Origin of the sequence: Aquamicrobium sp. NLF2-7 (assembly GCF_022359935.1) — a bacterium.
GTDB classification, from domain to species: Bacteria; Pseudomonadota; Alphaproteobacteria; order Rhizobiales; family Rhizobiaceae; genus Mesorhizobium; species Mesorhizobium lusatiense.
Genome location: NZ_JAKSED010000001.1, coordinates 762772 through 783813 on the forward strand (window position 1 = coordinate 762772; position 21042 = coordinate 783813).

The window sequence follows — 21042 nt, forward strand, 5'->3', positions numbered from 1 at the left end:
TGCCCCGGATTCAACGATGTTGGGCGCATCAGCCCCCGCTGGATCCCGATTCCTTGTCCAGAACCATGTAGTCGAGCGGCAGCTCGGTCGTGTTCTTGATCTGCTCCATGGCGAAGGCCGATGAAACGTCCCGGATTTCGATCTTGGCGATGAGGCGCTTGTAGAACGCATCGTAAGCCGCGATATCCGGCACCACCACGCGAAGCAGATAGTCGACATCGCCGCTCATGCGGTAGAACTCGACCACTTCCGGAAACTCCTGAATCACCTCGGAAAACCGGCGCAGCCATTCGTGGCTGTGTGAATTGGTGCGGATGGAGACGAAAACGTTCACTCGCACATTAACCCGCACCGGGTCCAGAATGGCCACGCGGCGCTTGATGACCCCTTCTTCCTCCAGCTTCTGGATACGGCGCCAGCACGGCGTCGTGGAAAGGCCAACCTTCTTGGCGACGTCGGCGACGGCCAGGGTGGCATCCTCCTGCAAGAGGCGCAAAATTTTTCGGTCGAGGCGGTCCATGGGCGCTCCTTGTAGAAAAGTTGCCCAATTTTTAGTGATTATGACCCGCCGCACAAGAAAGAAATTCCGTCATACTGGCAAATTGCGAGTGATAAATTCTCAAAAACTTATTCGAGCCGGCGTCTGATTTCCGCCTGCAGGAAAGGCAGCAATTCGGTTTCAAACCATGCATTGCGCTTCAGCCAGCCGGTGTTACGCCATGAAGGATGCGGCAAGGGCAGCACTTTGACCGGGCTTTGCGCCTCCCAGATTCCGCGCCAGTCCTTCACCGTATCGGTCAGCGAACCCTGTCGCAGGGAGCCCATATGCCACTTCTGCGCATAGAGGCCGATTGTGAGGATCAGGTCGAGCTGGGGCATCAGCTCCATGAGCTGCCCGCGCCACGCAGGTGCGCATTCGCGCCGGGGCGGCAGGTCTCCGCCTTTGGCATCCTGCCCCGGAAAGCAGAAGCCCATGGGTACGATTGCGAACCTGGACGGATCGTAGAACTCGGCGCTGCTGACGCCCAGCCACGAGCGCAGCCGGTCGCCCGAGGCATCCGTGAACGGCACGCCGCTCAGGTGAACCCTGGTGCCCGGCGCCTGGCTGGCGATGAGGATGCGCGCCGTCGGGGAAGGCACCAGAACCGGGCGCGGCTCATGCGGCAGGGGCCGCCCCAGCGGCGCCTCCACGCATATGCGGCAGGCGCGCACCTGTGCCGTCAGCGTGGCAAGCTCGTCGCCGGTTTCGCGGCGTGCCACGCTTGCGCCCATGATCAGGCGGCAGCACTCGGACGTGCCGAAACGGCTTCATACCAGCGCCGCACATGGACGCAGTCATCCGGCAGGGCGATGCGGGCCGGTTTCATGAAATCGATCGCGATCAGGCCGGTGATGTCGGCAATTGTATAGGCATCGCCGGCAATGAATTCGCGATTGGCGAGCTCACCGTCAAGGAAATGCAGGAATTTCGTCACTTTGGGCTTGTTCGCTTCGCCCCATTCCGGAATCTGGGGAACCTCCCACTCCTTCATGGCCGGATGGATATGGCGGAAGGAATGCGCCACCCGCATGAACAGCTCCAGTTCCACACGCCTTTGCCACATCTCCACCAGAGCCTTGCCAACCGCGCCCTCCCCGAACAGCGGCGGCGCGGGTTGGATCTCCTCGAAATAGCGGCAGATGGCGACGGTTTCGGTGAGGATCGTTCCGTCATCCAGTTCCAGAACCGGCAAGCCCTGCAGCGGATTGCGCGAGCGCACCTGCTCGCTGCGATGCTCCATTGCGCCCATGTCGACAGGCACGATGGGCACCTCGATGCCCTTTTCGGCCAGAAAAACCCGTACCCTGCGCGGATTTGGCGCCCGCCCGCCATCGAACAGCTTCATCCTTCTCTCCCTGTTCCCGAAATGCACAGCGGACACCGCCGCTATATAGGGTTGCGCTCACCAGAAACGAAATATTTCCCGCAGCCAGTCGCCGACCGCGGCGAGATTGTCATGAGCCGGCTCGACCCGTCCGCCCTGACGGTCGCGCCATTGCCGTGGCTTTTCGAACTCGCCTGCCCAGAGGCCCAGCTTTGCCGAACGGGCCTTCGCCTCCTCACGCTCGAAATCGCCATAGGCGACGGCCCATCCCTGCGCGACCATCTCGCGGTTGAGATCCACCCCATCGGCCGAACAATCACCAAGAAGACGCCCATACTGATCGTTTCGCCACCCCGTGCATGCGACGGTCCTGCGATCGGTCATCCGCAGCAGCGCCTCGCGCGATTGCCGCCCGCAGGCATAGTCATGGCCGCCCCGTTTGCACATCTGCTTGTATTCGGGAGCATCGATGCCGCGCAGGCGCACGCGCAATCCGTCCAGTTCGATGGAATCGCCGTCGACGATGCGGGCCGCACCCTGCTCGGTGCGCGTATTGGCCTGATCCAGCCGCGACGCCACGAATGCTAGAATTCCGAACAGCAGAATGGTCAGCCCATAGTCGAGCATACGCCTCGCCGGACTGCGCGAGCGCGGATTTCGATATCGGCTTCCGTTGCGGGAACGCGATCTGCTCATATGGCAAACAAAGTCTTAAGCATTCGATCGTAGCGTGTTGGCAGACCATGCTGGCCGCATAGATTGAACCCTTAGAATGCCGTTGCAACGCTCAACAACAGCGGACAAGAATATTGTGGACCGCCGCCAACCGCATCGCAACAGCGATGTGGCCCGCGCTGTCCGCAAAACCCGCGACCGTCTGGCGCAACAGGCCGGCAACCCCGATTTCGACCGCGAAATGCTGAAGCTGCATGCGCACTCCATGCTCAGCGGCGCATTTTTCATACCGGCACTCATTCTGCTTGTCTCCGTCGCTGGTCTGGCAGCGGGCATGGGTCTGGCAATGCTGCTCTGGGGTGCGCTGGCGCTGGCGTGCCTCAGCCCCCTGCTGATCCTGTCCCGACGCTACAATGTAACCGATGCCGCCCTTATCGACCCCGGAGCCGCCACGCGCAATTATCTGATCGCGCATGTGATCTCCGGCATCGGCTGGGCGGTTTTCGGTCTGATGGGTTGCGCCGCCTGCACGCTCGACCAGTTCCATGTCGTCAAGGCGGTGACGCTGCTTCTTGCCATGGCTGCCACGGCCATCCTCACGTCGTCCATCAGCGGCGCGCTCATCGCCACATTCGCCCTGCCCGTTCTGGCCTACGCCTGGGGCGCGACATGGCCGGCCTCGCCGGTGGAGGTGATGATGCTGGCGCTGCTGATCATCGCCCTTCCGTTCCTGTCCTATGTGGCCAGTCATCTGAAACATTCATCGGTGATGATGCTGTCGTTCCGATCGCAGAAGGATGAGCTGATCGCCGAACTGGAAACGGCCAAGGCCATGTCGGACGAAGCCCGTCACCGCGCCGAAGAAGCAAACCTCGCCAAGTCACGGTTCCTGGCTTCGATGAGCCACGAGCTTCGCACGCCGCTGAATGCCATTCTGGGTTTCTCCGAAGTCATGGCCAATGAGGTGCTGGGACCAGTCGGCAACAAGAACTACCGCGAATATGCCGGCGACATTCACGATTCAGGACAGCATCTGCTGAACCTGATCAACGAAATCCTCGATCTGTCCCGCATCGAGGCCGGCCGTTATCAGCTGCAGGAAGAAGCCGTCACCCTGACGATGCTGGCCGAAGACACCTGCCACATGATGGAACTCAGAGCCCGCAACAAGGGCATTCGCATCGTGCAGCAGTTCGAGCCGACGCTGCCGCGCCTCTACGCGGACGAGCGCGCGATCCGCCAGATCCTGCTCAATCTTCTCTCCAACGCCATCAAGTTCACCTCGAGCGGTGGGGAAGTCCGCGTGCGCGTCGGCTGGACCGCTGGCGGCGGCCAGTACATTTCGGTGAAGGACAATGGCCCGGGCATCCCGCAGGACGAGATTCCCGTCGTGCTGTCCGCGTTCGGCCAAGGCACGATAGCGATCAAGAGCGCCGAACAGGGCACTGGCCTCGGGCTGCCCATCGTGCAGGGCCTCGTTGCCATGCATGGCGGCGAGTTCGAGCTGCACTCGAAACTGCGCGAAGGCACGGAAGCCATCGTCATCTTCCCGCCTTCCCGCGTCATGGAAGAGCTTCCGGCGATGCCCACGAAGGTGGCAGCCAATGCCGGCTGGTAGGGCCGGCTGGCAGGAAAGAGCCCGAAACGGGCTATCAGGCCCTTTGCGCCAGCGCCATGCCGGATGCCATCTGCACCGCCGCCTTCACCAGCCCCGCGCCAAGTGCGGCCCCCACGCCTTCGCCGTGGGCGATGCCCAGGTCCAGCAAAGGCTGAAGACCGAGGATTTCCGCCGCGCGCCGATGTCCCGGCTCTGCCGAAAGGCTGGCCAGCAGGCAATGATCGAGGGCGCCGGGATGGGCCTTGTGCAACGCGGCAGCGGCTGCCGTGGCAGCGAAGCCGTCGATCAGCACCGGAATGCGCTCCATGCGGGCGGCAAGTATCGCACCGGCGATGGCGGCGAACTCGCGCCCGCCGACACGTGCCAGCGCTTCGAGCGGATCCGCAAGATGCGGCCCATGGAAAGCCAGCGCCTGATCGACGATGGCCGCCTTGCGGGCCACTCCGATCTCGTCGGCGCCGCTGCCCTGCCCCACCCAGTCAGCACCCCGCCCGCCGAACAATGCCGCCATCAGCGCAGCCGCCACGGTGGAATTGCCGACGCCGAGATCGCCAAGGCACAAAAGGTCAGATCCGCCGGCGATCGCCTCCATGCCGAAGGCCATGGTGGCAGCACAGCCGCGCTCGTCCAGCGCCGGCTCGCGCGTGATGTCACCCGTCGGCAGATCGAGCGCGAGATCGAAAACCTTCAGGCCGAGATCATAGGTCAGGCACACCTGATTGATTGCCGCGCCGCCCGCCGCACACAATTCGACCGCATCGACAGTCGCGGTGACCGGGCGCGGCGACACGCCATGCGCGGCCACGCCGTGCGTTCCGGCGAAAATGGCAACCAGCGGCCGCGTCACCTGCGGGCTTGCCCGTCCGGTCCAGCCGGCGAACCATGCCGCGACATCTTCCATGCGCCCGAGGGGCCCCTGCGCCATCGCGGCCTTCGCAAAGACTTTGCGGATATCCGTTGCAACGCGGTCATCCTGTTCAGGCAGCTTGTCCAGAAGGACGCGGAAATCTTCAAACGGCAATGCGCTGACCATAGGCCCCGGCTCCATGCAAAACGTGCCGCCCGCATAGCCCTCTGTGGACCGCCTGACAACCGCATCGGCCGAAAACCACCGGCAGCAAGTGCCGCAGAAGGCTTGCATCGGCGGTTTGCCTGTCCCATGTGGGTTGAGAGTTCGGAAAACATCCATGACGGCAATCGAATCGCCCTGCATCCTTGTTTGCTCGATCGATATGAAGAGTGGCTACTGCATCGGCTGCGGGCGCACCGGCAGCGAGATCGCAGGATGGATCGCCATGAGCCCCCCGGAGCGTCGCCGCATCATGGATACGCTGGGCGCAAGGCTGGAAAAGATGGAAGGCAGCATGAAGGCAAAATCCCCGGCCATCCCCAAGACGCGCCAGCGCATCAGGGCTCCCCGATGAGCCGCGGCCTGTGGATCATACTTGGCCTCATCGGGCTCGGCGCCGTCCTCCTGATGCTCAATCACGAATCCGGCTCGACGCTGGGTTTTCTTAACGAGGATTTCGCCAACCTCATCTGGCTCAGCCTTCTCGCGGCGGTGATCGGCGCCGGCCTGCTGCGCTCCGGCCGGCGTTTCGGTGACATGGCGCGCAGCCTTGGCCTGTGGGCCCTGATCGTCATCGCCCTCATTGCCGGCTACCAGTACCGCTATGAGCTTCAGGATTTCGGCAGCCGCATTACCGCCGGCCTGATTCCCGGAAGTCCCCTGATGCTCGACACCGAGGACGGCCGTGCCACTGTTGCACTGGATAAGGGGCGCAGCGGTCATTTCGAGGTGCGCATGGTGATTAACGGCAAGTCGATACCGGCGCTGGTCGATACCGGCGCAACCACAACGGTTCTGAGCGCCGAGGACGCGCGAGTCGTGGGTTTTGATCCGGCCTCGCTGAACTATACCGTCCGCGTTTCGACCGCCAACGGCACCGCGAGCGCAGCGGCAGTACGCGCGGAGGAGATCGCCGTCGGCAACATCGTGCGCCGCAACCAGCCCGTGCTGGTGGCAGCACCGGGCGCCCTGAGGCAAAGCCTGCTTGGCATGAATTTTATCGGCTCGCTGTCGGGCTTTGACGTGCGCGGCGACCGCATGATCCTTCGCGACTGAAAAACAGGAGCAGACATGACCACTTCAACTGCAAATCCGCAAACCGTCACCGCCTTCTGGCGCGAGGCCGGACCGGAAGCCTGGTTCAAAAAGGATGAGGCTTTCGACACCGATTTCCGGAAGCGTTTCCTTGACCTGCACTATGCGGCCGCCCGCCGCGAACTGGAGGGCTGGATCGGGGATCGCGAAGGCGCGCTGGCGCTTATGATCCTGCTCGACCAGTTCCCGCGCAATTGCTTCCGGGGAACGGGACACATGTTCGCAACCGATCCGCTGGCCAGATATTATGCGGCCAGAGCGATTGAAGCCGGTCACGACATGGCCGTGGACGAGCAGATCCGCGTCTTCTTCTATCTGCCGCTGGAACATTCCGAAGATCTGGACGATCAGAAGCGCTCGGTCGAGCTGCACAAAGCCAATGCGACCAGCTATCTGAGCTATGCCGTCGATCACTACGACATCATAAAGCGCTTCGGGCGTTTCCCGCACAGGAACGGACCTCTGGGCCGGGTGACAACGGCCGAAGAACAGGCCTTTCTGGACGGTGGCGGCTTCGCAGGCTGACCGGCAAGCTTGATAAGGCCCGGCTCAACCGCGCCACCATTGCCTGCCGGAGTCGAGACGCTCGATTCCGGCGGCGTCAACGCCAGCCAGAAGCTCTCCGACGCGCTTCCCGCCAATCTCAAGGGTCGGAGCAAGCTCCGAAAGCGGCGCCAGCACGAAGGCGCGTTGCAGCATGCGCGGGTGCGGCACTTCCAGCCCCGTTTCGTTGATGACGCGGTCGTCGTACAGAAGAATATCGATGTCGATGAGACGTGGCCCCCACCGTTCCTCGCGAACCCGCTTGAGGCTGTGCTCCGTCTGAAGGCACAGTTCCAGCAGTTCGCGGGGGCGCAGCATGGTGTAAAGTTCAGCTGCCGAATTGAGAAAATCCGGCTGATCGGTCTTTCCCCACGGCGGCGTCCTGTGCAGCGACGACACGGCGGTCACCCGCACCTGTGGATGCGCGTCCAGCACCCGCAGCGCCGCACCCATCGACTGGGCGGGATCGCCAAGATTTCCGCCCAGGCTGATGAAAACGCGGCTATCGCGGCCAGGCAACGGTCACCTCCACGTAATCCAGAACGCCGCGCACCGGCGCATTGGGCTTCCTGACCGTTATCTCCGCGCGCTGGATCTGCGGAAAACGGGCCGACAGCGATTTGGCGACTTCATGGGCCAAGGTTTCGATGAGGAAATGGCGGCGGCCGGTGATGATCTCCTCGATCACGCTGAAGGCCACGCCGTAGTCGACCGTGGCGTCCATCGCGTCGGCTTCGAGCGGCTTCGTCGGCTCCACATGCAGCACCGCATCGACATAGAAGCGCTGGCCGAGTTTTTCCTCCTCATCCAGCAGCCCGTGCGTGGCGAAGAAGGCGCAATTCTTCATACGGATGACATACATGGGCTGGTGTCCGGACTATGAGGAAAGGTAAGCTTCACGGGCCAGCATAGCATCCGTGACCGCCAGCGCATCCGCATTGATTGCGACATCGTGGACGCGAAAAAGATCGGCGCCCCGCAAGCGCAGAATGACGCTGGTGGCGGCGGTCGCCGCATCGCGGCCCGGCGCTTCGCGTCCGGTCACGGCTCCGAGAAAACGCTTGCGCGAGGTTCCGGCCATCAGCGGGAAGCCCAGCTCAAGCAGTTCCCCGAACCGGGCCATCAGGTCGATGTTGTCTTCCGGCGTTTCCTTGGCGAAGCCGAAACCGGGATCGAGCACGATATGCTCTTCGCCGATGCCAGCCGCCCGCGCGATCTCCAGAGATCTGCGCAGGAACAGGAACTGGTCTGCAACCGGGTCGGCAAGCTTTTCCCGTTCGCGACCCGTATGCATGATGACAAGTCCTGCCCCGGTTTGCGCCGCCACATTGGCGATGCCGAGCTCGCGCTGCAGGCCCCAGACATCGTTGACGATATGAGCGCCGGCCGCCACCGCCAGCCGTGCCGTTTCTTCCCTGTAGGTGTCTACGGAGATGATCGCCCCGTCGAGCGACGCCAGTGCCTCGATCACCGGCAGGGCGCGGGCCTGTTCTTCCTTCGCGGTGACGGGTGCGGATGCCGGGCCCGTCGATTCGCCACCGACATCGATGATCGCCGCCCCCTGCTCCATCATGAGCCGGGCGCGCGCCAGCGCATCGTCAAGCGAACGATAGCTGCCACCATCGGAAAAGCTGTTGGGCGTCACGTTCAGGATGCCCATGACCACGGCACGCGGACCGAGATCGATATGGCGTCCATGCGCCAGTTGCCATCGTCTCATCATAGTTTCAGTTCAGCCCGTGGCGATTGACTGTTTTTCCGTTGCGCCGAATGCCGCCGTAACGCAAGGTGCAGCGCGAGACAACATGATGAAGAAAATTTTCCTTTCCCTGATCATTGCAGCCAGCGCAGCGGTCCCCGCCGCCGCCGAAACGGTTGCGAAGAGCTACAGCTATTTCAACATCCGCGGCACGACTTTCGAGCAGATCGAAAAAGACCTGTCGAACCGGGGCCCGCATGTCAAATCCACCGGCCTGCGGCATCCCGGCGCGACCCGAATGAATTTCACCACGAAAATCGGATATGCCAATGACGGGCGTTATTGCCGCATCGTTTCGGCCGATACGGTGGTGAAGGCGCGTGTCATCCTGCCCAGATGGAAACCGCGCGGCCGCGTAGATGCCGAGGACCGAGTCTTCTGGGATACGCTTTTCGCCGACATCAAGCGGCACGAGGACCGCCATGTCGAGATCGCGAAAGCCCGTGCACGAGAACTGGAACAGGCTCTGAAAAAGCCGGCCCGTTTCAAAGATTGCGAGGCAGCCGCGGCAAAAGCCAGGGAAATAACCTCCAAAACCCTCGCGCGACACGACCGGGCCCAGCTCGAATTCGACCGTGTCGAGACCATCAATTTTGAAAGCCGTTTGCTGCGTCTTCTGAGTTACCGCATCGAGAGAGCGGAGAAAGCCGCGAAGAAGCGCTGACACCCGGTACTGGTTCGCAATCTGCTGCGACATACCTTATGCATTTGGATATGATCTGACATTTATCGGCAATACGGGCCGCATTTTCAAAGAAGAACAAGAATGGATCAACCGATCAGCGCCCAGCCAAAACGGGCCGTCCCGGATTTTTCGCTCAGCGACCGTGAAAAGAACGTCATTATCGCCGGCTCGCTGCTTTCCATGCTGCTGGCGGCACTCGATCAGACGATCGTTGCTCCGGCTTTGCCGACGATCGCAAGCTCGCTGGGCCACGCAGAATATCTGTCATGGATCGTGACCGCATATCTGCTCACGGCGACGGCGGTCTCACCGCTTTACGGCAAATTGTCCGACATCTACGGACGCCGCGCGATCATGTTCGCCGCTATATTCATTTTCCTTGCAGGCTCGGTCATGTGCGCCCTGGCTCCCAATATGCTGGTGCTGATTGCGGGGCGTGCCGTGCAGGGGCTTGGCGGTGGCGGCTTGTTTGCCCTGACACAGACCGTGATCGGCGACCTCGTTCCGCCGCTGGAAAGGGCGCGCTATGCGGCGTGGATTTCCGGAACATGGGCGGTCGCCAGCATCGCCGGTCCCCTGCTCGGAGGCGCTTTTGCCGAACATCTGCACTGGTCGCTCATCTTCTGGATCAATCTGCCGCTCGGCCTGCTCGCCGTTGCAGTCATCAACAAACCGCTGAGAAAACTCGCTATCGCCGGCACAAGCCATAAAGTGGATGGCTGGGGCGCCATTTTGATGGTGATCGCAACCTTCATGCTGCTTCTCGCCGTCAACTGGGGCGGTAACCGCTATGCGTGGGGTGATCCGCAGATCATCGGGCTGCTGGCGGGATCAGCGGTCTTCTGGCTGCTGTTCTGCCTGAGACTGCGCATGGCGGAAGAGCCTCTGGTCTCACTGGAGGTTCTGAGCAACCGGATCGTGCTGACCGGCACATTCACCATGTTTCTGCTTCAGGGAGGCAGCATTGGGCTTGCCGTCTATCTGCCCGTCTACATGCAGGCCACGCTTGGCATGTCGCCCGGCGACACCGGGCTTGCCATGCTGGGGCTGCTTCTTGGAACCGTTGTCGGTGCCGGAACCAGCGGACGGCTGGTTCCCCGCGTCGTGAACTACAAGAGAATTGCGTTTTTCGGCATAAGCGCCTCGATCTTGGGCCTCGGCGTTCTCGCTTACATCGCAGACACTGCACATCTTCTGGAGATCGAAATTGCGACCGCGATTATCGGTGCCGGCATCGGCACGATTTTCCCGGTCTCGACGATTTCGGTACAGAACGCGGTTGAAAGGAAGGATCTTGGCGTGGCGACAGGCCTGCTCACTTTCCTGCGCTCTCTGGGCGGAGCCATCGGCGTTGCGGCAATTGGCGCGATCGCGCTCGGCAACAACCTGCCGCTGGCGGGCGAAGGCGTGGCCGCTACGACAGCAAGCGGTCCGCACGGATCATTCTCGATCATCTTCCTGGCGGCGGCCGCCATGCTGCTCGCGGCTCTGATCGTCTACGCCTTCATGCCGCAGAAAGCACTGCGCGGGTCCGTACCGACGGAAACGCCCATCATGCCGGAGTGAGCCGGATTCGGATTCCGGCGAGATCTGTCATCCCTGCCGTTCGGGAATCGACACGATCAGGCCGTCAAGCTCTTCCCGAATTCTGATCTGGCAGGAGAGACGCGAGTTCGGGCGCACATCATAGGCGAAGTCGAGCATGTCCTCTTCCATGGCTTCCGGTTCGCCCACGACATCGGTCCACGCCTCGTCCACATAAACGTGGCAGGTCGCGCAGGCACAGGCTCCGCCGCACTCCGCTTCGATACCGGGGATGGAATTGCGGATGGCGCTTTCCATTACGGTCGCACCGTTCTCGGCCTCGACATCGAAGCGGGTGCCGTCATGGGCGATGAATGTCAGCTTGGTCATCTGGTCACCTGAGGGGGAAGTCTCCGCGGAGATAATCACTCCGTGGTCCAAGTCAACTGCGGCGCAGCAGCGCCCCGCCACAGGGTTCAGCCGTTGTGCGTGCCATTGCGCCGCCGGGCGATGAACGTCAGAACGGCCTGTGCCAGTTCATCCAGACGCCGCAGATTGTCATCGAGATCAGGGGCCTTCTCGACCGCATCCGCTCCTTCGGCCAGCGCGAATGCTCCAACCCCGCGAGCCGCTCCTTTCAGGCCATGAGCCAGCGCCGCCCGCTCTTCAGGGGACGCGTCGCCAATGGTGGACAGAACCGTCCTGAGCTGGTCGTCGAGCAGCCCCAGAACCTCGGCCTGAAGTGCGGCATTTCCCATTGTCTGGCGATCCAAATGGGCAAGATCGATGGGCGGCTCAGCGGGTTTCCCACAGTTTTCCAAAGCCTGTCCCGAAGTGGTCACATGTCCGCCTTCATTCATCGGCCCATATCCCCCCTGCACCGAACAGCATGATCGCGCCGCAGCCGAAGATCACAGAAACCGGTGGATAGCGGGTTAAGGAATGGAGCTCCGGCACACGCGAAAATAGCGGATTTACGGGGTTTTCCCATCACAGCGCCGTTAACCTTATATTTAAAGTTTTACGTATTGGCGCGAATGCATGTTTTATTTACCCCCCTGTGTCATTACGATACGAGGCTTCCATATGTGGCCTCTCGGCAGGGCGTAAAAGACCAGAACAAGACGCTCCACGCAGCTAGTACAGGGTAGCGAAGGCATGGCGAAGAAAACCACGACGGCAAAGTCCATCGACAAGGAAGTTGCCCAGGAGCTCGAAAAAGCCCTCGATCTGGATCTGAATCTTGATGTGGGCGATCTCGGCGACCTCGACATTGCAGCCTCGATGGAAGACCTCGAAGCGCAGATTGCGGAAGCTGCGGACGAGCTGGCGCGCGCCAGCCAGTCGGCGCAGACGCAGCAGGTGCAGGCGCCGCCGAAGGCGCAGGCTCCTGTTTCGCAGCCATCGCCGGCCATCCAGCCACAGCCTGAAACGGCTGATCTTCGCCCTGTGGAGCCGCAGCCTGTACAGCCGGCAGGCTTTGCTCCCGCCAATGATGATCGCCAGAAAGACTACAAGTCTCTCCTGCACAGCCTGAACCGCCGCACGCCCAACACCATCTACTGGGTGGTTGCCTTCCTGTCTCTGGCATGGATTGCAGGCGCTGCCGCGATCGCCAATCTTACGCTTGGCCCCGACGTGTGGCAGGTCCGCACCTTCGAGCAATTCATTGCCCGTCCGCAACTGATGGGTCTGGTGGTTGCCACCATTTTGCCGATCATCATGTTCTGGGCTTTCGCCGCGATGGTGCGCCGCGCTCAGGAAATGCGCCTTGCCGCACAGTCCATGACCGAGATGGCGTTCCGTCTGGCCGAGCCGGAAACCATGGCTCAGGACCGTGTCATGACGCTTGGCCAGGCCGTACGCCGCGAAGTCGCGGCCATGGGCGAAGGCATCGAGCGCACACTGGCCCGCGCCGTCGAGCTGGAAACGCTGGTTCACAGCGAAGTCAACCAGATCGAACGCTCCTATTCCGAGAACGAGGCGCGCATCCGCTCGCTGGTGGATGGGCTTGGCAGCGAACGCGAGGCCGTGGTCGGTCACGCCGAGCGCGTCCGTGCCTCCATAGCCGGCGCGCATGAAACGCTGCGCGAAGAGATCAACACGGCCGGTGACGCCATTCGCGAAAGCATCATGGGCGCATCGACGCAGCTGTCGATGACCATCACCAATTCGGGCGACGCCCTTATCGACCGCATCAACGAAAGCTCTTCGTCGATCTTCGAATCCGTCGAGAGCCGTCTCGATTCCATCACCGACCGCCTCTCCACCTCCGGCGAGGCTTTCGCGAGCCTTCTCGATACGCGGATCGCCAAGCTCACTGACAGCGCCGACGGTCTGACCCGCTCCCTCACCGAGCTGCTCGACGATCGCACCTCCGGCATGGTTTCCCTGCTGGGCGGCGCCGCGCGCAACCTCACCTCCGAGTTCGAGGCCAGCCTTTCGGGCATCGAGCGTACGCTGGCCGAGCGCGGTCAGGCGCTGATCAGCGAGTTCGAAACACGTGCCGAGGCGCTGGACACCGGCACACAGAAGCTGAACGCGGCGCTCGAAGCCCGCGCGCGCCAGATCAACGAGACGCTTGCCGACCGCACCCGCGACATCGCACAGGCCTTCACCTCCGGCAGGGATTCGCTGTCGACCCTCATCGAGGAAGGCCGCGACCGCATCGGTGCCGATATGGCGGATCTCATCTCCTCCACCTCCACCATGCTCGAAGCCCGCGCCGGCGATTTCGCGGGACGCCTCGAATCCGCGCGCGATACCGTTTCCAGCGCCTTCGACGCCGATATCGAGCGTCTGGCCGAAGCGCGTGCCGGCATCGACGACGCCGTGCGCCAGCACAGCGTGGAAATGGCGGAAAGCCGCGAACGCATGGCTGCCGCCCTGCATGAGGATCTGGCGAAATTCGCCGAGGGTCGCGCCGAAATCGACAGCGTCGTCTCCGGCCAGATCGAAAAGCTGGCCGAAGGCCGCAACCTCATCTCGCGCGCGCTGGAAGAAGACCTGCGCAAGGTCAACGAATCCCGCTCTGCCATCGATGCCTCGCTGGGCTCCCATCTGGAAGCCCTCGATGTTGGCCGCAAGCGGCTGGCGGATTCGCTGCACGAAGACTCCCAGAAGCTGGTGCAGGTGCGTGCAGACATTGATGAAATGGTCTCCAGCCATGTCAGCAAGCTGGCCGAGGGGCGCAACATTCTCACCCGCGCTCTGGAAGCCGACCTCACCAAGCTGGCGGACAGCCGCTCCAGCATCGACGGGCTGGTTGCCGGTCAGGTGGAGAAGCTGGCGGAAGGCCGCGACGTCCTTCGCCGCGCCATGGAGGCCGATCTCGCCAACCTCAACCGCATGATCGCGGACCATTCTGAGAAGCTTGCAGGCGACCGCAACCTCCTTTCGCAGGTTCTGGAATCCGACCTTGCCAAGCTGGAAGAAAGCCGCTCCGGGCTCGATGGCCTCGTAGCCGGTCAGGTCGAGAAGCTGGCGGAAGGCCGTGACATTCTGCGCCGCGCCCTCGAAGCGGATCTCGCCAACATCAACGGTCTCATTTCCGAACATGCCGACAAGATCGCCAGCGACCGCAGCGTGCTGTCGCAGGCTCTTGAGGCCGATCTTGCCAGACTGGCGGAGAGCCGTGCGGATATTGACGGGCTCGTCAGCGGTCAGGTCGCGAAGCTCACTGAAGGCCGGGACGTTCTCACCTCGGCACTGGAACGCGACCTCGACACCATCCGCGGCGTGATTGCCGAACAGTCCCAGCAGATCACCGGCGAGCGCGAGCGCTTCTCGCAGTCGCTGGAAGATGATCTTCGCAACGTCAACAGCCTCGTCGGCGCCCATGCCGACCGTCTGGTTCAGGAGCGCGCCGCACTTGCAAAGGCGCTCGAAGATGACCTCGCAAAGCTCGCCGAAAGCCGCTCCAGCATCGACGGTCTCGTTGCCGCGCAGGTGGAGAAGCTGGCGGAAGGCCGCGACATCCTCAAGCGCGCCCTTGAAGCGGATCTCGCAAAACTGGCCGATAGCCGCGCCGGCATCGACGGGTTGGTCACCGGCCAGGTCGAGAAGCTGGCGGAAGGCCGCGATATCCTGACGCGCGCCCTTCAAAGCGATCTTGGCACTGTACAGCAGGCCATCGCCGCACAGGCCGAAAAGCTCGCAGACGACCGCGCCAGGCTGTCTCAGGCGCTGGACGAGGACCTCGCCCGCGTCAACGCGCTCATCGACCAGCACGCCGAGCGCCTCGCACAGGATCGTGGCGCCCTCTCCCGCGTGCTTGAAGACGATCTGGCGAAGCTCGCTGAAAGCCGCGCCGGCATCGACGGGCTTGTTGCCGGTCAGGTCGAGAAGCTGGCCGAAGGCCGGACCATCCTGCAGCGTGCCCTCGAAGCCGATCTGGAGAAGATCTTCAACAGCCGCGGCCAGATCGAGGAAGCTGTTGCCGGACAGGTCGGCAAGCTGGCGGAAGCCCGTCAGGAGATCGACGTTGCCGTCACCGATCACATCGAACGCATCGCCTCGACCAGCACGCGGATTTCCGATTCGATCACCGGCGACATCGCCCGCATCGAAAATGCGTTCGAGCGTCAGACCGGTGTGATCGAGGAGCGCACCAGCACCATGGAGCGCGCCCTGTCGATCGGTGTCGACAATATCCGCGGCACGCTTGAACAGAGCGCAGTGTCTGTCGCAAGTGCCCTGCGTGACAAGGTTCTGGAAGTCACGGCAGCGCTCAACGAGCAGGCCGGACTTGCGCTCAGCGATGCCGACCGCAAGATCGTGGAGCGCGCCGAGCAGACCTCCGCGGCGCTTCTTGCCCGTGCTCACGACATTTCCCGCACCTTCGAGGAAGCGGAAAACAGGCTTGCCGCCAGGGCGGAAGACACCTCTTCCATGCTCGTCGCGCGCGCCGAGGAAACCGCCGACACGCTGGCGGCCCGGGCAGGCAACATCGTTGAGAGCTTCGAGGTCGCGGATCAGCGCCTTGCCCAGCGCGCCATGGAAACGGCGCAGTCGCTGGCGGCCCGCGCAGGCAACATCGTCGAGAGCTTCGAGGTCGCAGATCAGCGCCTTGCCCAGCGCGCCATGGAAACGGCGCAGTCGCTGGCGGCTCGCGCAGGCGACATCCTGCGCAACTTTGAGGATGCGGATAACCGCCTTGGCGCGCGGATCGGCGAATCCGCCGAAGCGCTGGCTGCTCGTGCGGCCGACCTTGGCCGCATCTTCGATGCCGCCGACCAGCAGCTCATGGCTCGCATCGCGGAGGGCTCGGAAGCCCTTGGCGGCCGCGCCGCCGAAATGGGCCGCATCTTCGACGCTGCCGATGATACGCTGACCCGGCGTATCGCCGAAGGCTCGCAGGCCCTTGCCGGCCGCGCCGCCGAGATTGGAGGCGTGTTCGACGCGGCCGACCAAAGGCTGTCGCAGCGCATTGCCGAAGGCTCGCAAGCCCTCGTCGGCCGCGCTGCGGAAGTGGGTCGCGTCTTTGAGGACGTCGACCAGAAGATTACCCAGCGCATCGCCGAAGGTTCTGAGACCCTCGCCGGTCGTGCCGCCGAGATCGGTGGCGTGTTCGACGCGGCCGACCAGAAACTCACGCAGCGCATTGCCGAAGGCTCGCAAGCCCTCGTCGGTCGTGCCGCGGAAGTGGGTCGCGTCTTCGAGGCCGTCGACCAGAAGCTCACCCAGCGTATTGCCGAAGGGTCCGAAGTTCTCGGCGAACGTGCAGGCGAGATTGCCCGCGTGTTCGACGAAGCCGACAACCGCATGGTGTCGCGCATCGCCGACACCGCCTCGACGATCGGCCAGCATGCGGACAGCATTGTTGGCGCCTTTGCCGAGACGGAACGTCAGGTGGCCGCCCGCGCTGCCGAGACCAGCAGGGCGCTGTCCGATCAGGCGCGTTCCATCGAGGCGGCGCTTGCCGGAGCCGACGAGCGCCTTGCCGCCGGTGCCGCCACGGTCGCCAGCCGCATTGGCGAGGAAGTCGCCAGCGTCGAGAACCGCCTCGCCCGCTCGGCCGAAACCATGGGCGAGAAACTTGGCGAGCAGGTTGCCCGCGCCGAAAGCCAGCTGGTTGCCCGTGCCGATGCCATCGCAGAGACCTTCACTGCCGTCGGCCAGCATATCGGCCAGAGCACCAACGAAGCTGCGAAGACGATCGGCACCAACACCCGCGAACTCAACGAGATGCTGGCCGCCCGTTCGGCCGAAATGACCCGCATCCTCGACGAGACCGCGCGTCCTCTGGTCGAGCGTTTCGCCGAAGGCGGTTCCGAGCTCCAGAAGAGCATGGAAGAAGCCACCGAGCGTGCCACCGAAAAGCTGCGGCATGAAAATGCCCGCCTCGCCGGCGCGCTCGCCAACCGCACGGCGGAAACCCTCTCGGCCGTGGAAAACGCCCGGGCTACCCTCGCCGAGAGCATCAACGACCTGATCGGCCGCCTCGGCGCGTCGAGCCAGGGGCTCGGCCAGCTCATCGAGAACGCCGCAGCCAATCTTGGCGAGATCGACGAGCGGCTGGCCGGCAGTACGCAAAGCTTCGCCGCGACCACGGAAAAAGCCGCGCAGACCTTTGCAAGCTCGGCCCGGCTGGTGGATTCCAACGCATCGCGCCTCACCGAGCTGTCGTCCAACACGCTGCGCGAGGTGGCTTCCATCGCCACCAAATTCGACGAGCACAGCCGTCTCCTCTCCAGTGCGTCGGAGCTCCTGAGCTCCGCCCAGAGCAATCTGGAGCACACGCTGGAGCGCCAGTCCTCGCTGGACGACCTCGCCGTCGGGCTGGTGAAGAAGTCGGAAGACCTCGAAAAGGTGATGAAGTCCTTCGAGTCGCTGGTTGGCCGCACCCTGCAGACGGCAGAAAGCCGGACGCTGGAATCGGCGGACAAGATCCGTTCGTCCATCGGCGACGTGGTCGAGACCGCCACCAAGCGCTTCGCCGACGCCACCGAGGACATGCGCCGCACGGCTGCCGCCATCAAGGGCGAGCTGGACCTGACCCGTGCCGAACTCAAGCGCGGCGTCGTGGAAATGCCGGCCGAGGCCAAGGAATCGACAACGGCCATCCGCCGCGCCGTTTCCGAGCAGATCAACGCGCTGAAGGAATTGTCCGCGATCGTCGCCAAGTCCGGCCGTGGCCCGGATGCTTCCGAAGCCAGTCTGCGCCCTGCCGCACCGGCGCCCGCCCCTCGCCCGGCCGAACAGCCGCGCCTGGCGCAAGCCGCGGTTCAGCCGGCAGCACCGGCGCCGGCGGCCGCCAATCCTCTGGGCGATACCGCGTTGCGCGGCGGGCTGGATACCCGGCCGCGGGCGGAACCGACCGCGCGCCAGCGCGAACCTGAAAACCGCTCGCAACAGCAGGGCGGCTGGGTCCGCGATCTGCTGAGCGGCGCCTCGCGTGAGGATGGCGCCAAGCCGGCGGCATCAGATGCGCCGCGCACGGCAAAGCCGGCCGAGCGTTCGCCGCTTCATGTCGTCGAGTCGCTCAACTCGCTGTCGGTCGACATCGCGCGCGCCATCGACCACGAGGCATCGATCGAGCTGTGGAACCGCTATCGCCGTGGCGAACGCGACGTGTTCACGCGCCGCCTCTACACGCTCAAGGGCCAGCAGACCTTCGACGACATTCGCCGCAAGTATCAGGCGGAAGCCGAGTTCCGCGCCGCCGTCGATCGCTATTGCGAGGATTTCGAGAAGCTGTTGAAGGACGTTGCCCGCACCGACCGCGACAACATCATGACGCAGACCTATCTCACCTCCGATACCGGCAAGGTCTACACCATGCTGGCCCATGCCTCGGGCCGGCTGCGGTAAGACTATATTTCAGACAAAAGAAAGGGCGGGATTTTCCCGCCCTTTCTTTTTGTGCCCGGCAAACCGCCGATGGCTTGCCACATCACCCATGCTCCCGAACCGAGCCCGATGAAGATCGTTTCGGCCCACCTCCGTCCGACCGGACATCGGAGATCTGTGCGAAGCTGGCTCTCGCCTCCGGGCAGCAGATAAATGCCATGCAGAGGAAATAGAGGCAGAGGTGGGGAAGGCATTTTGCAGTCAGACGGAATCGTCTGGCACCGCACACATGAGGGCAAGGAAAACAAGCTGAGCAACGGGGCTGCGTTCATCAGAACGCCCGCTACTCCGGCCCGCCATTCCAGAGTGGAAGCCCAGCTTTTTCGACAGGCCGGATGCCCGGCGCCGAAACAATAAAAAAGGCGGGAAATCCCGCCCTTTTTGTTCGTCTGCAGTGGCCGCGATCAGGTGAGCGGCGAAAGCTGGATCTCGACGCGGCGGTTCTTCGCGCGTCCGTCGGCGGTGCCGTTGCTGGCGATCGGGCGGGTCTTGCCGAAACCACTGACGGCGAACCTGCGCTGATCCACGCCCTGCCCCGAGAGGTAGTTGGCGACGGAGAGCGCACGGCGCTGCGACAGGTCGTAATTGTGCTGATCGCTGCCGGTGGAGTCGGTGTGGCCATACACGTCGACCAGCGTCTGGTTGTACTTGCGCAGAACCAGCGCCACTGAATTCAGGACGGGATAGAAGTCGGCCCGCACCGCGTCCTGATCGACACCGAAGGTGATGTCGGAGGGCATGTTGAGCATGATCTGGTTGCCGACACGGGTGACGCTCACGCCGGTGCCCTGCAACTGCGCGCGCAGCTCAGCTTCGTTCTGATCCATCTTGGCGCCGACCAGACCGCCAGCGAGCGCACCCACACCAGCACCGATCAGGGCATTGCGACGGTCATCGCCACCTGCAAGCGTGCCGAGCGCCGCGCCGGCCAGAGCACCGATGCCCGCGCCGCCGGCCGTATTGGAAATCTTCTGCTGGCCGGTATACGGGTCGGTCGAGCATGCCGCCGTCAGAGCGCCGGCAACCATCATGGCGATCACTGTTCTGGTCTTCATCAGGATTATCCCTCATAAGCTGCGACGCAGTAAGCGCCCTTGGTCCCTTGCCGCCCGTTCTAGCATAAAATACGGCGAAAAGCGGAACTTGGTAGCCCTTTTGGGCTCAGGCCGGGGCTTTCCCCGGCCATTTGGCCATCACTCCAGATCTGCAACCACTTCGCCCGATCCGCCTTCGATACGCTGGGACAGGGAAGCTTCCATGAACTCGTCCAGATCGCCGTCAAGAACATTCGACGGGCTGGTCGATTCCACGCCGGTGCGCAGGTCCTTCACGAGCTGATAGGGCTGCAACACATAGGAGCGGATCTGATGACCCCAGCCGATATCGCTTTTGGACGATTCGGTTGCGTTGGCTGCCGCCTCGCGCTTCTTCAGCTCTTCCTCATAGAGGCGCGAGCGCAGCATTTCCCACGCCTTGGCGCGGTTCTTGTGCTGCGAACGCTCCGCCTGACAGGCAACGGCGATGCCGGTGGGGATATGGGTGATGCGCACGGCCGAGTCCGTGGTGTTGACGTGCTGCCCACCCGAACCGGACGAGCGATATGTGTCGATGCGCACCTCTGATTCCGGGATCTCGATGACGATCGAATCGTCGATGACCGGATAGACCCAGACACTGGCGAACGAGGTATGACGGCGTGCATTGCTGTCATAGGGCGAAATGCGCACAAGCCGGTGCACGCCCGATTCCGTTTTCAGCCAACCATAGGCGTTCTGGCCCTTGATGTGCACCGTGGCGGACTTTATCCCCGCCTCTTCGCCGTCATGAACTTCGAGCACCTCGACCTTGAACCTGCGGCGCTCCGCCCAGCGCGTGTACATGCGCAGGAGCATGGAGGCCCAGTCCTGGCTTTCGGTGCCGCCGGCACCTGCATGGATTTCCAGATAGGTGTCGTTGGAATCGGCTTCGCCGGACAGCAGGGTCTCGACCTGACGCGCCTTCACCTCGCCGCGCATCGCGCGCAGGGCGTCCTCGGCCTCGGTGACGATGCTGTCGTCGCCCTCCTCCTCGCCCATCTCGATGAGTTCGAGATTGTCGGCCAGCGACTGCGTCAGGCTTTTGACGGCGCTGATTCCGTCATCAAGCGTCTGGCGCTCGCGCATCAGCTTCTGGGCTTCCTGCGGATCGTTCCAGAGCGTGGAATCTTCCGCCAGAACGTTCAGATACTCCAGTCGTTTAAGAGCCTGATCCCAGTCAAAGATGCCTCCTCAGCAGGGTTATGGCCTGCTTGATTTCGTCGACAATATTCTGTGTTTCGGCGCGCATGGTTCGGCGCTGGTCCCTTATTGATGCAGATCG

The 21042-nt window shown here is 63.1% G+C and carries 19 protein-coding genes; 7 read left to right on the forward strand and 12 right to left on the reverse strand.

Going from position 1 to position 21042, the window contains the following annotated elements:
* Positions 1–28 precede the first annotated feature (28 nt).
* The 4 genes from MIC97_RS03820 to MIC97_RS03835 form a co-directional block, all read right to left on the reverse strand.
* Complete coding sequence (locus MIC97_RS03820) at positions 29–520, reverse strand: Lrp/AsnC family transcriptional regulator (RefSeq protein ID WP_239798917.1); 492 nt, start codon at positions 518–520, stop codon at positions 29–31.
* Between the two features lie 107 nt (positions 521–627).
* Positions 628–1260: a uracil-DNA glycosylase family protein gene (locus MIC97_RS03825; RefSeq protein WP_239798918.1), complete on the reverse strand. Its 633-nt coding sequence runs from the start codon at positions 1258–1260 to the stop codon at positions 628–630.
* Between the two features lie 14 nt (positions 1261–1274).
* Positions 1275–1886, reverse strand: coding sequence for a glutathione S-transferase (locus MIC97_RS03830; protein WP_239798919.1), 612 nt, complete (start codon positions 1884–1886; stop codon positions 1275–1277).
* A gap of 57 nt (positions 1887–1943) precedes the next feature.
* The gene (locus MIC97_RS03835) at positions 1944–2492 is read right to left on the reverse strand and encodes a thermonuclease family protein (protein WP_239798920.1); all 549 of its coding nucleotides are present in this window, start codon (positions 2490–2492) and stop codon (positions 1944–1946) included.
* 145 nt (positions 2493–2637) lie between these two features.
* Here MIC97_RS03835 and MIC97_RS03840 point away from each other — a divergent pair, with 145 nt between their 5' ends.
* Positions 2638–4158, forward strand: coding sequence for a HAMP domain-containing sensor histidine kinase (locus MIC97_RS03840; protein WP_239798921.1), 1521 nt, complete (start codon positions 2638–2640; stop codon positions 4156–4158).
* 34 nt (positions 4159–4192) lie between these two features.
* Here MIC97_RS03840 and MIC97_RS03845 read toward each other — a convergent pair whose 3' ends face one another.
* The gene (locus tag MIC97_RS03845) at positions 4193–5191 is read right to left on the reverse strand and encodes a nicotinate-nucleotide--dimethylbenzimidazole phosphoribosyltransferase (RefSeq protein ID WP_239798922.1); all 999 of its coding nucleotides are present in this window, start codon (positions 5189–5191) and stop codon (positions 4193–4195) included.
* A 154-nt stretch (positions 5192–5345) separates the two neighbouring features.
* Between MIC97_RS03845 and MIC97_RS03850 the strand changes: the two genes are divergently transcribed.
* The 3 genes from MIC97_RS03850 to MIC97_RS03860 are packed head-to-tail and all read left to right on the forward strand — an operon-like array spanning position 5346 to position 6847.
* The gene (locus tag MIC97_RS03850; protein WP_239798923.1) at positions 5346–5582 is read left to right on the forward strand and encodes a DUF1289 domain-containing protein; all 237 of its coding nucleotides are present in this window, start codon (positions 5346–5348) and stop codon (positions 5580–5582) included.
* Positions 5579–6283: a TIGR02281 family clan AA aspartic protease gene (locus MIC97_RS03855; RefSeq protein ID WP_239798924.1), complete on the forward strand. Its 705-nt coding sequence runs from the start codon at positions 5579–5581 to the stop codon at positions 6281–6283. The genes MIC97_RS03850 and MIC97_RS03855 overlap by 4 nt, the downstream gene beginning before the upstream one ends.
* Before the next feature lie 15 nt (positions 6284–6298).
* Positions 6299–6847 (forward strand): DUF924 family protein, encoded by a 549-nt coding sequence (locus MIC97_RS03860; RefSeq protein ID WP_239798925.1) that lies wholly within the window; start codon positions 6299–6301, stop codon positions 6845–6847.
* Between the two features lie 24 nt (positions 6848–6871).
* On the opposite strand, the gene folK is transcribed toward MIC97_RS03860, so the two are convergent.
* Genes folK through folP form a run of 3 tightly spaced genes read right to left on the reverse strand, consistent with a single transcriptional unit; the run spans position 6872 to position 8588 of the window.
* Positions 6872–7384: a 2-amino-4-hydroxy-6-hydroxymethyldihydropteridine diphosphokinase gene (folK, locus tag MIC97_RS03865; RefSeq protein WP_239798926.1), complete on the reverse strand. Its 513-nt coding sequence runs from the start codon at positions 7382–7384 to the stop codon at positions 6872–6874.
* Positions 7368–7727, reverse strand: a complete 360-nt coding sequence (folB, locus tag MIC97_RS03870) for a dihydroneopterin aldolase (protein ID WP_183830648.1) — start codon at positions 7725–7727, stop codon at positions 7368–7370. Before folB ends, folK begins: the two co-directional genes overlap by 17 nt.
* A gap of 15 nt (positions 7728–7742) precedes the next feature.
* On the reverse strand, positions 7743–8588 hold the full coding sequence (gene folP, locus MIC97_RS03875) for a dihydropteroate synthase (protein WP_239798927.1): 846 nt from the start codon (positions 8586–8588) through the stop codon (positions 7743–7745).
* A gap of 85 nt (positions 8589–8673) precedes the next feature.
* Here folP and MIC97_RS03880 point away from each other — a divergent pair, with 85 nt between their 5' ends.
* Together MIC97_RS03880 and MIC97_RS03885 are read left to right on the forward strand one after the other, a co-directional pair.
* Positions 8674–9288, forward strand: coding sequence for a DUF922 domain-containing protein (locus MIC97_RS03880; RefSeq protein WP_345773555.1), 615 nt, complete (start codon positions 8674–8676; stop codon positions 9286–9288).
* Between the two features lie 102 nt (positions 9289–9390).
* On the forward strand, positions 9391–10875 hold the full coding sequence (locus MIC97_RS03885) for an MDR family MFS transporter (protein ID WP_239798929.1): 1485 nt from the start codon (positions 9391–9393) through the stop codon (positions 10873–10875).
* A 27-nt stretch (positions 10876–10902) separates the two neighbouring features.
* Here MIC97_RS03885 and MIC97_RS03890 read toward each other — a convergent pair whose 3' ends face one another.
* Together MIC97_RS03890 and MIC97_RS03895 are read right to left on the reverse strand one after the other, a co-directional pair.
* Positions 10903–11223 (reverse strand): 2Fe-2S iron-sulfur cluster-binding protein, encoded by a 321-nt coding sequence (locus tag MIC97_RS03890; protein WP_183830656.1) that lies wholly within the window; start codon positions 11221–11223, stop codon positions 10903–10905.
* Positions 11224–11309: 86 nt separating this feature from the next.
* On the reverse strand, positions 11310–11591 hold the full coding sequence (locus MIC97_RS03895) for an Hpt domain-containing protein (protein ID WP_239798930.1): 282 nt from the start codon (positions 11589–11591) through the stop codon (positions 11310–11312).
* Between the two features lie 400 nt (positions 11592–11991).
* Here MIC97_RS03895 and MIC97_RS03900 point away from each other — a divergent pair, with 400 nt between their 5' ends.
* On the forward strand, positions 11992–18645 hold the full coding sequence (locus MIC97_RS03900) for a kinesin (protein ID WP_239798931.1): 6654 nt from the start codon (positions 11992–11994) through the stop codon (positions 18643–18645).
* A gap of 443 nt (positions 18646–19088) precedes the next feature.
* On the opposite strand, the gene MIC97_RS03905 is transcribed toward MIC97_RS03900, so the two are convergent.
* Positions 19089–19739, reverse strand: a complete 651-nt coding sequence (locus MIC97_RS03905; RefSeq protein WP_183830663.1) for an OmpA family protein — start codon at positions 19737–19739, stop codon at positions 19089–19091.
* A gap of 138 nt (positions 19740–19877) precedes the next feature.
* Positions 19878–21009, reverse strand: a protein-coding gene (gene prfB / locus MIC97_RS03910) for a peptide chain release factor 2 (RefSeq protein WP_239798932.1) whose coding sequence is annotated in 2 segments (ribosomal slippage) — positions 19878–20942 and positions 20944–21009 — 1131 coding nt in all. Because the reading frame shifts where the segments join, the coding sequence is not laid out codon by codon here.
* Between the last annotated feature and the right edge of the window lie 33 nt (positions 21010–21042).

What these genes read in the sequence shown, in the direction of transcription:
- MIC97_RS03890 (WP_183830656.1), bottom strand. Translation starts at nt 11,223, where the DNA reads ATGACCAAGCTGACATTCATCGCCCATGACGGCACCCGCTTCGATGTC.
- MIC97_RS03850 (WP_239798923.1), top strand. Translation starts at nt 5,346, where the DNA reads ATGACGGCAATCGAATCGCCCTGCATCCTTGTTTGCTCGATCGATATG.
- MIC97_RS03820 (WP_239798917.1), bottom strand. Translation starts at nt 520, where the DNA reads ATGGACCGCCTCGACCGAAAAATTTTGCGCCTCTTGCAGGAGGATGCC.
- MIC97_RS03895 (WP_239798930.1), bottom strand. Translation starts at nt 11,591, where the DNA reads ATGGGAAATGCCGCACTTCAGGCCGAGGTTCTGGGGCTGCTCGACGAC.
- MIC97_RS03880 (WP_345773555.1), top strand. Translation starts at nt 8,674, where the DNA reads ATGAAGAAAATTTTCCTTTCCCTGATCATTGCAGCCAGCGCAGCGGTC.
- folP (WP_239798927.1), bottom strand. Translation starts at nt 8,588, where the DNA reads ATGATGAGACGATGGCAACTGGCGCATGGACGCCATATCGATCTCGGT.
- MIC97_RS03905 (WP_183830663.1), bottom strand. Translation starts at nt 19,739, where the DNA reads ATGAAGACCAGAACAGTGATCGCCATGATGGTTGCCGGCGCTCTGACG.
- MIC97_RS03885 (WP_239798929.1), top strand. Translation starts at nt 9,391, where the DNA reads ATGGATCAACCGATCAGCGCCCAGCCAAAACGGGCCGTCCCGGATTTT.
- folB (WP_183830648.1), bottom strand. Translation starts at nt 7,727, where the DNA reads ATGTATGTCATCCGTATGAAGAATTGCGCCTTCTTCGCCACGCACGGG.
- MIC97_RS03855 (WP_239798924.1), top strand. Translation starts at nt 5,579, where the DNA reads ATGAGCCGCGGCCTGTGGATCATACTTGGCCTCATCGGGCTCGGCGCC.
- MIC97_RS03840 (WP_239798921.1), top strand. Translation starts at nt 2,638, where the DNA reads ATGCCGTTGCAACGCTCAACAACAGCGGACAAGAATATTGTGGACCGC.
- MIC97_RS03900 (WP_239798931.1), top strand. Translation starts at nt 11,992, where the DNA reads ATGGCGAAGAAAACCACGACGGCAAAGTCCATCGACAAGGAAGTTGCC.
- MIC97_RS03830 (WP_239798919.1), bottom strand. Translation starts at nt 1,886, where the DNA reads ATGAAGCTGTTCGATGGCGGGCGGGCGCCAAATCCGCGCAGGGTACGG.
- MIC97_RS03835 (WP_239798920.1), bottom strand. Translation starts at nt 2,492, where the DNA reads ATGCTCGACTATGGGCTGACCATTCTGCTGTTCGGAATTCTAGCATTC.
- MIC97_RS03860 (WP_239798925.1), top strand. Translation starts at nt 6,299, where the DNA reads ATGACCACTTCAACTGCAAATCCGCAAACCGTCACCGCCTTCTGGCGC.
- MIC97_RS03845 (WP_239798922.1), bottom strand. Translation starts at nt 5,191, where the DNA reads ATGGTCAGCGCATTGCCGTTTGAAGATTTCCGCGTCCTTCTGGACAAG.